Origin of the sequence: Pseudomonas sp. MF6776 (assembly GCF_016613125.1) — a bacterium.
In the GTDB taxonomy this organism is placed as follows: Bacteria; Pseudomonadota; Gammaproteobacteria; order Pseudomonadales; family Pseudomonadaceae; genus Aquipseudomonas; species Aquipseudomonas iridis.
In genome coordinates, this window is sequence record NZ_JAENSQ010000010.1 from 39,998 (window position 1) to 54,907 (window position 14,910).

Genomic DNA, 14,910 nt, shown 5'->3' on the forward strand with positions numbered 1-14,910 from the left:
GAAAACTGGAGTCGAGGAATCAGGCGCGCAGTTTTTTACCGAGGATGTCCATGAACCGGTCGACTTCGGTTTCGTTGTTCAGCAGCCCTGGTGACGTACGAATCACCGGACCGACATCGCGGCTGACGGCATCGCAGATCACCCGGTTGTTCATCAGGTAAGCGGCCACTTCATCACTGTCCTGGCCCTTGACCCGGAAGAAGCTGAAACCGGCGGAAAACTTCGGATCGAGCGGGGTTACCAGTTCGATGTTCGACTGTTCGCGCAGGCGCTGTTTCAGGTAGCTGTTGAGCTGATGAATGCGTGCCTGCACGTCGGCCTTGCCCAGTTGCAGATGCAACTTGAAGGCTTCGTCCAGCGCCCAGCGATGTTCGAAGGCGTGGTAACCGCCCGGGGTCATGGTGGTGCCAAACGTCGTGGCTTCGGAGAACGTCGGCACGCTGGGGCTGACGTATTTCACCTCTTCGCTGCGGCTGCAGACGATGCCGGTGCCGCGTGGGCCGAACATCCACTTGTGGGTGCCGGCAATGAAAAAATCGCAGTTCATCTGCGCGAAGCTCAGGTCATCGACACCGAATCCGTGCACACCATCGACCACGTAAATCAGCCGATCCTTGTCGTCGCGTCCGCGATTGTGTTCATCGACCAGACGCGAGATGTCGGCGATCGGCAACTTCACTCCGCTGCCCGAATGCACCCATGTCATACCCAGCACACGAGTTTGCGGGCGGATGTTGCGGTTGATGGTGTCGAGTACCTGATCCAGCGAAATGCTTTGCGCAGTGTCGAACAGCTTGAGTTTGCGAACTTGTGTGCCGTCGCGCCGGCTACGGAATTCGAGAATGTTGCGGGTTGAGTAATGCTCGTGAACTGTGGTCAGGATCTCCTGATCCGGGCGAACATGTACGCCGCCATAAATCATCGCCAGGCCTTCGGTGGTGCTGCCGGTGAGAGCGATCTGGCTCGGTTTGGCTTGCAGGTACTTGCCGGCCCAGACCCGCACGTTTTCTTCGTGCTGTTCGGTGACGCCCAGGTCCCAGTCCATCGCCAGTCCCGGATTCAGATCCAGCGCTGCGCGATGGCGTTCGATGGCCTCGCGCACGGGCCTGGGATGCGAAGTGATCAGGAAATTGGCGAAGTGAATGGCCTGCGGATCCTGATCGAACAACTGGCGCAATTGCGCCCATTTGTTGCCCGGCAGCGCAGGGTGAGGGGTGGCAGCGGTCGCGCAGGCAAGGCTGGAACCCAGGGGCAGGGCAGCGGCGAGTACGCCGGCCTGTTTCAGGAATGTACGACGGTCAGTCATGGCTTGGCCGCATCCTGACGAGAAACCAGTGCAGGTTTTGCAGCCTTTTGCACTTGATCCCAAACGCGCAGGAAGTTGCCGCCCCACAGCTTGGCAATGTCCGCTTCGGAGTAGCCGCGCTGGATCAGTTCGGCGGTGACGTTGCGGATTTCGCCGACGTTTTCCCAGCCCTTGATGCCGCCGCCATCGTTGAAGTCCGAAGCGATGCCGACGTGGTCGATGCCGATCTTGCGCACGGTGTAATCGATGGCGTCGCCGAGATCCTTGAGGGTCGCTTTCGGCTCCTCTTCAAGAATGCCGTAGAGGCCGCTGGCGTACTGGCCGAGCTTCTGTTCGGACCAGGCGGTGATGATCGGATCGCCCGGCATCAGGGCCATGGCCAGGTTCGGCAGTGGCGGTAGGTCGAAGCGTGCGCGCAGGGCGTTGAGTTTGTCCTGGGTGCCTTGAGTCAGCGGTTTGAGGTACTGCGAAAAGCCGACCACCTGCACTACGCCGCCATTGTTTTTGATCAGTTGCAGCTCTTTGTCGCTGAGGTTGCGTGGAATATCCACCGCCGCTCGCGGTGCCGAGTGCGAGGCGACAATCGGCGTACGACTCAACTGCACGACTTGCTCCAGACCTTTGGTCGACATCTGCGAGACGTCGATGATCACCCCCAGATCGTTCAAGCGATGCACGGCTTGTTTGCCGATGTCCGAGAGACCGTCGAGCGCGTCGGGAGAGTCATTGAAAAAGGGCAGCGGGCGCGAAGAGTCGGCCCAGCTGTTGTTACCGATATAGCTGAAGCCGAACATGCGCATGCCGCGTCCGGCCCACAAGTCCAGTTTGCTCAGGTCGTTGCCCAGTGGATAGGCGTTGAGCATGCTGATGAAAATCGCAAATTTGCCTTCACCGTGCAGACGGCGGAAATCATCCGGGGTATAGGCGATGCCGACCTGATTGGGGAAGTCGCGCACCATCCCGGAAATGATCTTGTAGCGCACTTCCTGCTGATTGCGCGCTTCCTCGACAAAACCTTCGGTCGGGCGGTGCGGTGCATTCGGGCCGTTCCACATTTCCGGCCAGCCAAATACGGTCAGTGCCGCGCCGGACAGCCGTCCACGGTTGGCCTTGATCAGGTCGAACTGCCCCGAGCCATCCTTGTCGGCTTCGTTGCCGTGAGTGCCGAAGCTCAACGGCACGGTGATGTGGCTGTCGAAAGAGAGGATGCGATCCTGCAGTTCGGTCGCCTGCTTCATCACTTTGACCGGATAGCCGGGGTTGTCCCGAAACCAGTAATCCCAAGCCAGAAACCCTGCGCCGGCGCTGATCGCCAAGGCCAGCGGCAGGCCGATAAATAGAGCCTTTTTCGAACGCGGTTTTGTCATTGCCATCTCATTCAGGTTCGCCGTCGAGGTTCAGGCGCAGGGGCCTTTGCTATCTGGGAGGAACGAGCGGCGGAGCGGGTAATTTAGGGGCGGAAGGTGAAAAGGCGACGGCGAATGCCGGGATCTTTCGCCGCGGCCATAAATTTCCTCGGCGAGCAAACGTTCTAGCTTGGATAAAGCCTGCTTCATGGCTGACACAGGTAGGGCAATGACGATCTCTCGACGCTGGTTCATGGCGGGCATGGCACTCACGGGCGCCGCGCTGCCTGCCGCTTTTTATGCACATCGTGAACTGACCCGTGAGGAGTTTCCGATCACCCCGGGAGAGGCCACGGTCGACCTGGCAGACACGGCCGGTCAGCAGTTGGCGGACAGTTTGCGCGGCGTGTGGGACATTCGTTTCACTGGTGCTGCCGCTGGACTGGATGGCTTGCCCAATGAAGGTCTGGAGCTGTTTCTCGACATTGCCCACCGTGGCCGCGGTTTGCGCGGTTATCTCGACACGGGGGCTAACCTGCGTTCCGAGGCGCCACTGCGTTATCAAGTCATCGGCGATCTGGCGCCGGGTAATGGCGCCGAGATGTTCTGGCGTCTGATGCGCAGCGATGCGCCGCAAGCGCCGGCGGTGTACGAATTCAAAGTAAAACTGGACGAAGTCTGGGCCGCGTTCGGCAACGCTGGCAGCGGCACGTTTACCGGGCAAGTGCTGCGACTGGATCGCGCGCTGGGTCTACCAGAACTCGACAATCACTTCATCGCGATCAAGCGACGGTTTCCCGAAGCCCGAGAAAGAGTCGGGTTGAATCCGGCGTTTCTGGCGTGGCTGGTAGCGCCCGAACATCGGCTGTTCCATCAGCTCTGGCACGCGTCGCGGGACAAGTGGCACAAACTCTCCGAAAAAAAACGTGATGCGTTGCGTGGTATCGGCTGGCAACCTGGCCCACGGGACAAGGAGCGTGATGCCCGTGGGCCGCGTAAGGATCGCAACGGCTCGGGCATCGATTTTTTCTTCATGCATCGACACATGCTGGGCAAAGCCCGTTCGATGCAAGACTTGCCGTCATGGCAGGCATTCCCCATGCCGCAGCCGGAGCTGGAGCGTGACCGTCAGGGCTTCGCCCGCTACTTCGACAATCACGACGGCAACGCATTGCCGCCAACGTGGCTGACCGAAGGCGACGACGAGTACACCAAGTGGGTCAGCGACATCAAAGCGGCCGAAACCTATCACAGTAATTTTCAGGTGTGGGAGTCGCAGTACCGCGATCCGCGCTACTTGTCGAAACTCACCCTCGGCCAGTTCGGCTCGGAAGTCGAACTGGGCCTGCACGACTGGTTGCATATGCGCTGGGCATCGGTGGCCCGCGACCCGTCCAACAACATTCCAGTGCCAATGGCGCGGGATCAGGCGGATTTCGCCGCGCGTTGGTATGCCCCGGAAAACGACTTTCTCGGCGATCCGTTTTCCTCCCATGTGAACCCGGTGTTCTGGCGTTTTCATGGCTGGATCGATGATCGGCTTGAAGACTGGTTCCGCGCCCACGAGCGTTTTCACCCGGGGGAAGTCAGTCGCCTCGAGGTCAACGGCGTGCCGTGGTTTGCGCCGGGGCGTTGGGTGGAAGTCGATGACCCCTGGCTGGGCCCCGACACCCATGGCTGCAGCAGCGTGCCCGGCCTGCAAGTCGGGCGTTCGGTGGAGATGGATCCGGAGACCATGAAACTGGCGCTGCGCATCACTTTCGGCGACGAAGACAACATGGCCGATCTGTTTCGCAAGGTGCCGCAGCGACCGTGGTACGCCAGGCATTTGAAGGTGAAAGGCCGGCAACTTTAAGCGCAAAAAAATCGCAGCCCGAAGCTGCGATTCTTTTTGCCCGTCACCCATCCGACACAACGCAATACCCCCTGTAGGAGGTGCGTCACGCTGCGATCTTTTGACTTGTTTTTCTAGATCAAAAGATCGCAGCGTGCCGCAGCTCCTACAGGTTTTTGGTTCGGTAAAAGAGAGTGTGAGTGTTCGCTGTCAGATAACTTGCCAGCCACCGCCCAACGCTTTGTACAAGGCAATGCTCGCCTGCAGTCGCGACAGGCGCAGTTGCACGTTCATGTCCTGCGCCGCATACAAGGTGCGCTGGGTTTGCAGTACGGTGAGCAAGTCTTCGGCACCCGCCTGATAACGGCTTTGCGCGATGTCGAAGGCGGTTTGCGCCTGACCCAATTCTTCGCTTTGCCACTGCCGTTGCTCATCGAGGCCACGGATGGTGCTCAGGGCTTTTTCGACATCGGCGAAGCCATTGATGATCGCCCCGCGATAGGTCTCCAGCAATTCATCCTGACGGGCCTTGGCCTTGTCGCGTTCGGCGCTCAAGCGCCCGTTGTTGAAGATCGGCGCCGTCAATCCGGATGACAGGTTGTAGAACGTTGTGCGCAGCAGATCCGCCGCCAGATCGGCACCGGTGCCGAGGCTGGCGGTGAGGGTGATTTTTGGCAGCATGGCCGCGCGGGCTACGGTGACATCAGCCTGGGCCGCCGCCAGTCTGGCTTCTGCGCTGGCGATGTCCGGACGTCGACTCAGCAGATCGCTGGGCACGCCACTGGCGATGTTGGGCCACTGCAATTGCGCGAATGCCTGCTGAGGCGAGGACAGCGCCTGCACCGGTTGACCGAGCAGGGCGGCGAGGGTGATCAGCGCTTCGCGGGCCTGTTGCTGCACCAGCGGCAATTTGCGCTGTTGCTCGGCCACCAGACTTTTTTGCTGGGCCAGTTCCAGCGCGGTGGCGCTGCCTGCATCGAAGCGGGTTTGCACCAGGTGCAGCACGTTTTGCGCGTTGGCCAGATTGAGTTCGGCAATGCGCGCCTGCTCACGCAAGGCGAGCGCCTGGGCGTAGCTGTTGGCGACGCCGCTTTGCAAGGTCAGCTCGACCGTGGCGCGATCAAACTCACTGGCCTGCACACCGAACACGGCGCTGTCACGGGCGGCTCGTTTACCGCCCCAGAAATCGATTTCGTAACTGGCGCTCAGCTCGGCGTCGTAGTAATCCAGCGAGCGATTGTCCGGGTTGACATCCAGTTGGCTGTAGCCTTTGCCGTGCAGAAGCTTCTGCCGATTGGCATTGATTCCGGCCTTGAGTTCGGGCAACAGCGGGGCCCCGGCAACCGTCGCGCTGGCCTGCGCCTGTCTGACGCGGGCAACGGCCGCGCCGAGGTCATGGCTGCCCAGTCGTGCCTGTTCGACCAGTTGATCGAGTTCGCGACTGCCGAACTGCGTCCACCATTGGCGATTGCTTTGCACCGCGCCGCGATGGTCTGGCGATTGCCAGGCGGGCGGTGATTGCACGCCGCTGTCAGGGCGTGGCGCAGGGCTGCTGCAGGCCGCCAGTAACAGGCTGGCGGCAATCAATGTCAGTTGCGCTTTCATAGGTTGATCATTCACTGGTAAGGGCTGTGACCGGATCGAGCCGGGCGGCCTTGCGGGCAGGCATGAAGCCGAAGATGACACCGGTGACCAGGGCGCAGGCGAAGGCACCGATTACGGCCATCCATTGATATGCGATCGCTACGCCGCTGAACGACAGAACGCCGCCGACCAGCATCGCCAGGCTGATGCCGGCAATGCCACCGACCACGGAGAGCATCACCGCTTCGGTCAAGAACTGGCGCAGGATGTCGCGCTGACGGGCGCCGGTGGCCATGCGAATGCCGATCTCGCGGGTGCGTTCACGGACGGTCATGAGCATGATGTTCATCACGCCGATGCCGCCGACCAGCAAGGAAATGGCGGCGATGGCGCCGAGCATCAGTGACAGCGTGCCCTGGGTGCGAGCCTCGGCCTGGATCATGGCGGCGTTGTTGGTCAGCTCGAAATCCTTTTTGCCGTTGTGCCGGCGCAGCATCGATTGCTCGATGGCCTGTTCGGCGTCTTTGACTTTGCGTGCGTCCCTGGCGGCGATCACGACATATTCCGGGTTGCGACTGCCGAACAGGCGCGTACTGGCCGCCGAGTACGGCACGGCAATCCGGTTGTCGCTGTCCGAGTCGCCGGAGCTTGAGCCTTTTTCCGCCAGCACGCCGAGCACCTGGAACGGAACGTTTTCAATCAGGATGTATTGACCGATCGGGTCAGCCACGTCCTTGAGCAATTTGTCGCGAACCTTGGTGCCGATCACCGCGACTGCGGCGGCGCTGTCTTCATCGGCCTGAGTGAAGTAGCTGCCCTGTACCACCGGCCAATTGAAGATGATCGGGAAATTGGTGTCGTTGCCGCCGACGTAGCTGGAGTGGTCGGCGTTGCCGAAGCGCACGCCGGCGGTCGAGCCGTTGACCGGCATGATTCGTTCCACCTGGGGCAGGGTTGCAAGTTCGGCAACGTCATCGAGGGTGATGATGCCCGGTGGCGTGCGCGGGTTGGGTGCCGCGCCGCTGAGGTAAATGATGTTGGAGCCGAACGCCCCCATTTGCGCCATCACCTGGCGTTTACTGCCTTCGCCGACCGCCAGCATCACCACCACTGACGCGACACCGATGACAATCCCCAACAGCGTCAGCGCGGTGCGGAAACGGTTAATCCACATCACCCGCCAGGCCGCTTGCACGGCATCCAGCAGTTCGCCCCGCCAGGCGCCGGTCTCGGTGCTGCCGGCGCTCAGGCGCTGGCGCAGATCCACTGCCTGCAAGGCGCCGGAATTGGCGGTACGGGCAGGGGCACCCGGTTGCTCGGCGGTATCGCTGATGATCAGGCCGTCACGAATTTCGATAATGCGCTTGGCACGTTGCGCCACCTCGCGATCGTGAGTGATGAGAATCACCACATGGCCCTGGCTGGCGAGCTCGTCGAGCAGGGCCATGACTTCTTTGCCGCTGTGGCTGTCGAGGGCGCCGGTAGGTTCGTCGGCGAGAATGATGTGGCCGCCGTTCATCAGTGCTCGGGCAATTGATACGCGTTGCTGTTGACCGCCGGAGAGCTGGTGCGGGCGATTGCCGGTGCGGCTGCCCAGCCCCAGGCGTTCCAGCAATGCGCTGGCCCGGGCGTGTCGTTCGGCCGCAGGCGTGCCAGCGTAGATGGCCGGCATCTCGACGTTTTCCTGTGCGGAGCCGGACGGGATCAGGTGATAACCCTGAAACACAAAGCCGAATGCCTCGCGACGCAGCCACGCCAGTTCGTCGGTGTCCAGTTGCGCAACGTCTTCACCGGCAAAGCGGTATTCGCCGCTGGTCGGGCGATCGAGGCAACCGAGGATGTTCATCAACGTCGACTTGCCGGAGCCGGAGGCGCCGACGATGGCCACGAATTCGCCGGCGTGAATCGACAGATCGATGCCGCGCAATACCTCCACCAGCGGGCTGTCGTTGCCGCCGTAGGCTTTGCGGATCTGGCGCAAGTCAATCAGGGGCGTTTGCATTCAGCCTCCGTTGCCTACAGCGGGAGCGCTGAGAATGTGATCGCCTTCGGCCAGGCCCTCGAGGACTTGTGTACGTAATCGGTCGCTGATGCCGGTGCGGACTTCGCGCGACTGGATTTCCCCGTTGGCAGCGACGATCTGCGCCAGTTGCCATTGCGGGCGCGAGCCCGGTTGCAAGGCAGTGCTCGGCACTGTCAGGGTGTCCTGCGCGTTTTGTGCGACGAAGAACACCTGAGCGGTCATATCGGTCATGAGGGCGTTGTCTGTGTTGTCGACGTCGAGCAGTACGGTGTAGAGCACCACTCGCTCACTGCCACTGCGACCGCCGGTGGGGCTGCCGCCCTGGTTTTGCTCAAGGGGGCGCGGGGGCACCGGGAGAATCTGCCGCACCGTGCTGCTCCAGCGCCGGCTGCCACCGCTGAGGGTGGTGAAGTAGGCGGTCATACCGGGTTTGACGTGGCCGATGTCCGCTTCGGAAACTTCGGCCCACACCGTCATTGGCGACAACCGCGCGATGCGCAGGATCAGTGGCGTCTGTTGTTGCGCGTTGAGTGTCTGGCCTTCGCGCGCGCCCACAGCGACGACGGTGCCGCTCATTGGTGCAAAGATGCGCGTGTAGCCGAGTTCCGCTTCGTCGCTGCGCAGACTTGCCTGGGCCTGACGAATCTGTGCCTGAAACATGTCAATGCGTGCCTGGGTGGCGCGGACTTCGGCATGGGCGGTCTGCACGTCCTCCTCGCGGGTGGCGCCGCCGGCGGCGAGTTTCTGTTGGCGCTGGTATTTCTGCTGCGCCAGGTCGTGCTGAGCGCGCTGTTCCTGTAATTGGGCCTTGAGGTTTTCGATGGAGAAACGACCTGCGTCGAGTTTGGCTTTTTGCGTCGACGGATCGATTTCCACCAGCAGTTGGCCTTCCTTGACCGCATCACCTGCCTCGACGTGGATCTTCTGGATTTGCCCCGAGGCCTGTGCGCCGACGTCTACATAGCGTCGCGGCTGCAAAGTGCCCAGTGCTGTCACGCTGTTTTCGATATTGCTGCGGGTCACTTGTACGGTCGCCAGGGTGTCGCGTCCCGGCGGCAGGACTTGCCATGCCGCGACGGCGATCACGGGAATCAGACAGAGGGCGGCGAACAAGGCGCGTCGGGCGGGGCGGGGACGTTTCATGCAGGGTTCCGGCCAGTGGGTTCGGCCCGACGTTCAGCAGGTGCACGGAATGTTCGGGCACTTGAACGCTGTCGCAAGGCACGACAGAAACGGGGAGCTGTCATGTAAACGATGAATGTACGAGGGAATTTAAGCGCTAACACATCAGGTAACAGGTGCCCGTCCGACACTATTCGGCTGGTATGTGGAAACAAGACTTTAAATCTATATGAGAATTACTATAAATTACGCACTTAAGTTGCCACTATCTTGCTACTGCCTGTTAGTGCAGGGCGGATGGGTGAGCCCAAGGACAAAAACCGCGTCGTTGCGGCCAGGAGTCATGTTGGAAAACTACTATCGCGAGCTGGTGTGTTTCCTGAACGCCAAGCTGGGCAACCGTCAGGTTGCCGAAGATGTGGTGCATGACGCCTATCTGCGGGTGCTGGAACGCTCCAGCGACACGCCGATCGAACAACCCCGGGCGTTCCTTTATCGCACCGCGCTGAATCTGGTCATCGACGATCATCGACGCAATGCCTTGCGGCAGGTCGAATCCCTTGAAGTGCTCGACAATGAAGAGCGTTATTTCACTCCGTCTCCCCACGGCACCCTCGATCACGGTCAACGCCTGGAGATGCTCCAGCGAGCGCTGGCAGAATTGTCACCGCTGTGTCGTGACAGTTTTCTGCTGCGCAAGATAGAAGGTCTGTCCCACAACGAAATTGCCGAGAGCCTCGGTATTTCCAAGGCTCTGGTGGAAAAACACATCGTCAATGCCATGAAACATTGCCGCCTGCGCATCAAACAATGGGACGCCCATTGATCCTTCCCCGTTAAATTTTTTTTCACCGTCCTCGTTCCTACTCAACAGACGACCTGCTGTCCTGCTTCGGGCCGGTCAGGTCATTCAGGCTTTATCCCCGAGGTTGAGGGGTTCATCCAGAGGACACTGGAAATGACACAGGCAATTGCATCGCCCATCGTTCACGACCTGATCGGCGTCGGTTTCGGCCCTTCGAACCTGGCGCTGGCCATCGCGCTGCAAGAGCGCGGGCCGACCCAGGGCGAACTGGATGTGCTGTTCCTCGACAAGCAGGCCAACTACAGCTGGCACGGCAATACTCTGTCGACCCAGAGCGAGTTGCAGATTTCCTTCCTCAAGGATCTGGTGACCCTGCGCAATCCGACCAGCCCGTACTCGTTCGTCAATTACCTCAAGTACCACGGTCGTCTGGTGGATTTCATCAACCTGGGCACCTTCTATCCGTGCCGCATGGAGTACAACGATTACCTGCGCTGGGTAGCCGGGCAATTCACCGAGCAGAGCCGTTATGGCGAAGAAGTGCTGACCATCGAGCCGGTGCTGCATAACCACCAGGTTGAAGCACTGCGCGTTATTTCCCGTGGCAGCGATGGCCAGCAACATGTACGCACCACCCGTTCGGTGGTGGTCAGTGCCGGTGGCACGCCGCGTATTCCCGAGGCGTTCAAGTCGCTGAAGGGCGACAACCGTGTGTTCCATCATTCGCAATACCTGTCGCAGATGGCCAGGCAGCCGTGCGTCCACAATCAGCCGATGAGCATTGCGATCATCGGTGGCGGGCAGAGCGCGGCGGAAGCGTTCATCGACCTGAACGATTCGTTCCCGTCGGTGCAGGTCGACATGATCTTGCGCGGCTCGGCCCTCAAGCCGGCGGACGATAGCCCGTTCGTCAACGAAGTGTTCTCGCCGGAGTTCACTGACTTGGTGTTCCAGCAGAACAGCGCCGAGCGTGAGCGTCTGGTCAACGAGTACCACAACACTAACTACTCGGTGGTCGACATTGACCTGATCGAGCGCATCTACGGCATCTTCTATCGCCAGAAGGTTTCCGGAATTGCCCGTCATGCGTTCCGCACCCTGACCACCGTTGAGAGTGCTACCGCCACCGAACACGGCATCGAGTTGGCGGTACGCAACAACGCCACTGGCGAAGTCAGCGTGCGCCTGTACGACGCCGTGGTACTGGCCACCGGTTACGAGCGTCAGATGCACCGTAAATTGCTGGCGCCGCTGGAAGAATACCTGGGCGAGTTCGAGGTTGATCGCAACTACAAACTGATCACCGATGAGCGCTGCAAGGCTGGCATTTACATGCAGGGCTTCTGCCAGGCCAGCCATGGTTTGAGCGACACGTTGCTGTCGGTGCTGCCGATTCGTGCCGATGAGATTGCGGGCTCGCTGTATGAACATGGCAAGCATCGAGGGCACCGTTCGATGGCGGATTTGCTGTTGGCGACTGCCAGCTGAATCTGCGCCGCCTGATACACCGCCATCACCGTTGATGAGCCACCGCCTTCGCGAGCAGGCTCGCTCCCACATTTGGTTCTTTGATGAATACAAAAACCGTGTTCGCTGGAGATTCCCTGTGGGAGCGAGCCTGCTCGCGAAGGGGCCCTCAAGAACAGCAAAAAGCCCCTCCTGAACGCTTCCTGAAGATCCAGCACATTCCCCGCCACAATGCTTTTCACGGGTTTACTCTCCAGACATCGAGGCGTAAGCTTCGCGCGTTTTCATCAATAGCGGAGACCCACAGTGGGTACTTGTTCGAGTGACAGTTGTCGGCCGGTCTCGGTAACCGGCAGATTCTCGGCAAGATAACGCGCATTTTTTTTGCCGTTGTCTCGCCGTAAAAGCGAGCAGCGGCATCCCGTACATGACCAGTCCTTGGTCATGTCTCGACGTCCTTCTCATCGACGCTGAACAGAGCGTGATGTCGACTTTAAAGTCGCCATCGCAGCCCTATCGACACGCCTGTCTTTTCTGACCGGCGCGCCATGCCTTGTTGTGCCGGTTTTTCCGGCGGACGAGGCGCGGTCGTACCTGCTTGACGGTTTCCCGGCTGACCACAGGGGCAACAGCCATGAAATTTACGCTCAAGGAATTTTTCGCAGGTTTTCTGCGTACCCGCCACATCGCCCGGCACTTCCGCCGCCTGGCGTTGCTGGAAACCATCAACGACACCACGGTCAGCCGTGAAGTCCCGCCAACTCTGGCCAATACGCTGGTCGATGCGGCGCACAGCGACAGCTCGGCATTGCTGTCTTCACTGGGTACGCACTCCGATGGCCTTACCGATTTCGAAGTCGATGCACTGCGTGCGCAATACGGCCTCAATGAAGTCGAACACGAGCAGCCGCTGCCGTGGTGGACCCACCTGTGGCACTGCTACAAAAACCCGTTCAACCTGCTGCTGACGCTGCTTGCGGTGATCTCGTGGCTGACCGAAGACCTTAAAGCAGCCGTGGTGATTTTCTCCATGGTGGTGCTGTCGACGCTGCTGCGCTTCTGGCAGGAAAGCAAATCCAACCAGGCTGCCGACGCGCTTAAAGCGATGGTCAGCAACACCGCCACAGTAATGCGACGTGATGCGCCGCGCAGCGAGTTGCCGATCAAACAATTGGTGCTAGGCGATCTGATTGTGTTGTCGGCCGGCGACATGATTCCCGCCGATTGCCGGGTGCTCAGCGCCAAAGACCTGTTCGTCAGTCAGGCCGCGATGACTGGTGAATCGATGCCGGTGGAGAAATTCCCGCGTCAGGCTGATCGCGATACACGCAATCCGCTGGAGCTGGACAACATCCTGTTCATGGGCACCAACGTTGTGTCTGGCACTGCGGTGGCGGTGATTCTCACCACTGGCAACAGCACCTATTTCGGTGCGCTGGCGCAGCGTGTCGGTGCTACCGATCGTGCGGTCACTTCGTTCCAGCAAGGCGTCAATAAAGTCAGCTGGTTGCTGATCCGCTTCATGTTCGTGATGGCGCCGCTGGTGCTGTTCATCAATGGTTTCACCAAGGGCGACTGGACCGAAGCACTGCTGTTTGCGCTGTCGGTTGCGGTCGGGCTGACCCCGGAAATGCTGCCGATGATCGTCACCTCGACACTGGCCAAAGGCGCGGTATTTCTGTCACGCAAAAAAGTCATCGTCAAACGTCTCGACGCGATCCAGAACTTCGGCGCCATGGACGTGCTGTGCACCGACAAGACCGGCACGCTGACCCAGGACAAGATCTTCCTTGCACGCAACGTTGATGTCTGGGGCGAAGACTCTGACGACGTATTGGAAATGGCTTACCTGAACAGCTACTACCAGACCGGCCTGAAAAACCTGCTGGACGTGGCCGTGCTGGAACATGTGGAAGTCCACCGTGAGCTGAAGGTCGGCACAGCGTTTCGCAAGGTCGATGAGATCCCGTTCGACTTCAATCGCCGGCGCATGTCGGTGGTGGTAGAAGGGCGCGGCCAGGCGCATCAACTGATTTGCAAAGGCGCGGTGGAAGAAGTGCTGGCGGTGTGCAGCCGTGTGCGTCACGGCGACGTCGATGAAGCCTTGAGCGATGAATTGCTGACCCGGATTCGTCAGGTCACCGCAGCATTCAACGCTGAAGGCTTACGCGTGGTGGCAGTAGCGGCCCGCTCGATGCCTGAGGGGCGCGACACCTACAGCCTGGCTGATGAGCAAGAACTGACGCTGATCGGTTACGTGGCGTTTCTCGATCCACCGAAGGAAAGCACCGCACCGGCGCTCAAGGCTTTGGCCGAACATGGCGTGGCGGTGAAAGTGCTGACCGGTGACAACGAGCTGGTCACGGCGAAGATCTGCCGCGAAGTCGGCCTCGCTCAGCAAGGCCTGCTGATGGGCAACGACATCGAGCGCATGAGCGACGCCGAACTGGCCGTGGCGGTGGAAAACACTAACGTTTTTGCCAAGCTGACGCCGTCGCACAAGGAACGCATCGTGCGCATCCTCAAGGGTAACGGCCATGTAGTCGGCTTCATGGGTGATGGCATCAACGACGCGCCGGCGTTGCGCACCGCCGACATCGGCATTTCAGTGGACAGCGCGGTGGACATCGCCAAGGAAGCGGCAGACATCATCCTGCTGGAAAAGAGCCTGATGGTGCTGGAGGAGGGCGTACTCGAAGGGCGTCGCACCTTCGCCAACATGCTCAAGTACATCAAGATGACCGCCAGTTCCAACTTCGGCAACGTGTTCTCGGTGCTGGTTGCCAGTGCGTTTATTCCGTTTCTGCCGATGCTGCCGATGCACCTGCTGGTGCAAAACCTGCTCTACGACATTTCGCAGATTGCCATTCCGTTCGACAACGTCGATGAGGAGATGCTGAAGAAACCGCAACGCTGGCAGCCGGGCGATGTCGGGCGCTTCATGCTGTTTTTCGGGCCGATCAGTTCGATTTTCGACATCACAACGTTCGCCTTGATGTGGTACGTATTTGATGCCAACACCCCGGATCACCAGACGCTGTTCCAGTCCGGCTGGTTCGTGGTGGGCCTGCTGACCCAGACGCTGATCGTGCACATGATCCGCACGCCAAAGATTCCGTTCGTGCAAAGCCGTGCAGCCCTGCCGCTGCTGGTGATGACCGGAATCATCATGGCGGTCGGCATCTTCCTGCCGATGGGGCCGCTGGCGCACTACTTCAAATTGCAGGCGTTGCCGTCGATGTACTTCGTGTTCCTGCCGGTGATTCTGCTGGCGTACATGGCGCTGACTCAGGCAGTGAAAGGTTTCTACATCCGCCGGTTTGGCTGGCAGTAACAGCAGTACAACGCTGTTCCCCGTGTGGGAGCGAGCCTGCTCGCGAAGGCGTCGTGTCAGTTGCATTTATGTTGGCTGACATACCGCTT

General features: G+C 60.1%; 9 protein-coding genes. 4 read left to right on the forward strand and 5 right to left on the reverse strand.

From position 1 onward, the window contains the following. Positions 1–19: 19 nt before the first annotated feature. Together pvdN and pvdM are read right to left on the reverse strand one after the other, a co-directional pair. Positions 20–1,306 (reverse strand): pyoverdine-tailoring periplasmic protein PvdN, encoded by a 1,287-nt coding sequence (gene pvdN / locus JJD74_RS13495; RefSeq protein ID WP_200614611.1) that lies wholly within the window; start codon positions 1,304–1,306, stop codon positions 20–22. Next, positions 1,303–2,673 carry a pyoverdine-tailoring dipeptidase-like protein PvdM gene (gene pvdM / locus JJD74_RS13500; RefSeq protein WP_047300428.1) on the reverse strand — a complete coding sequence of 457 codons (1,371 nt, stop codon included), beginning with the start codon at positions 2,671–2,673 and terminating at the stop codon, positions 1,303–1,305. The genes pvdN and pvdM overlap by 4 nt, the downstream gene beginning before the upstream one ends. Before the next feature lie 208 nt (positions 2,674–2,881). Between pvdM and pvdP the strand changes: the two genes are divergently transcribed. Then, a complete protein-coding gene (gene pvdP / locus JJD74_RS13505) occupies positions 2,882–4,507 on the forward strand; it encodes a pyoverdine maturation tyrosinase PvdP (protein ID WP_047300429.1) in 1,626 nt (541 codons plus the stop codon). A 189-nt stretch (positions 4,508–4,696) separates the two neighbouring features. Here the strand turns inward: pvdP and JJD74_RS13510 are convergent, their stop codons facing one another. Genes JJD74_RS13510 through JJD74_RS13520 form a run of 3 tightly spaced genes read right to left on the reverse strand, consistent with a single transcriptional unit; the run spans position 4,697 to position 9,236 of the window. Further along, positions 4,697–6,091, reverse strand: a complete 1,395-nt coding sequence (locus JJD74_RS13510) for an efflux transporter outer membrane subunit (RefSeq protein WP_200614614.1) — start codon at positions 6,089–6,091, stop codon at positions 4,697–4,699. A 7-nt stretch (positions 6,092–6,098) separates the two neighbouring features. Continuing rightward, a complete protein-coding gene (locus JJD74_RS13515; protein ID WP_200614616.1) occupies positions 6,099–8,072 on the reverse strand; it encodes a MacB family efflux pump subunit in 1,974 nt (657 codons plus the stop codon). Then, complete coding sequence (locus JJD74_RS13520; protein ID WP_200614618.1) at positions 8,073–9,236, reverse strand: efflux RND transporter periplasmic adaptor subunit; 1,164 nt, start codon at positions 9,234–9,236, stop codon at positions 8,073–8,075. Between the two features lie 322 nt (positions 9,237–9,558). On the opposite strand from JJD74_RS13520, the gene JJD74_RS13525 reads away from it, so the two are divergent. The 3 genes from JJD74_RS13525 to mgtA all read left to right on the forward strand — a co-directional run bounded on the left by JJD74_RS13525 (position 9,559) and on the right by mgtA (position 14,821). Beyond that, a complete protein-coding gene (locus tag JJD74_RS13525) occupies positions 9,559–10,041 on the forward strand; it encodes a sigma-70 family RNA polymerase sigma factor (protein WP_042558573.1) in 483 nt (160 codons plus the stop codon). Between the two features lie 132 nt (positions 10,042–10,173). Continuing rightward, positions 10,174–11,508: a lysine N(6)-hydroxylase/L-ornithine N(5)-oxygenase family protein gene (locus JJD74_RS13530; RefSeq protein ID WP_200614620.1), complete on the forward strand. Its 1,335-nt coding sequence runs from the start codon at positions 10,174–10,176 to the stop codon at positions 11,506–11,508. Between the two features lie 613 nt (positions 11,509–12,121). Continuing rightward, a complete protein-coding gene (gene mgtA / locus JJD74_RS13535) occupies positions 12,122–14,821 on the forward strand; it encodes a magnesium-translocating P-type ATPase (RefSeq protein WP_200614623.1) in 2,700 nt (899 codons plus the stop codon). Positions 14,822–14,910 lie beyond the last annotated feature (89 nt).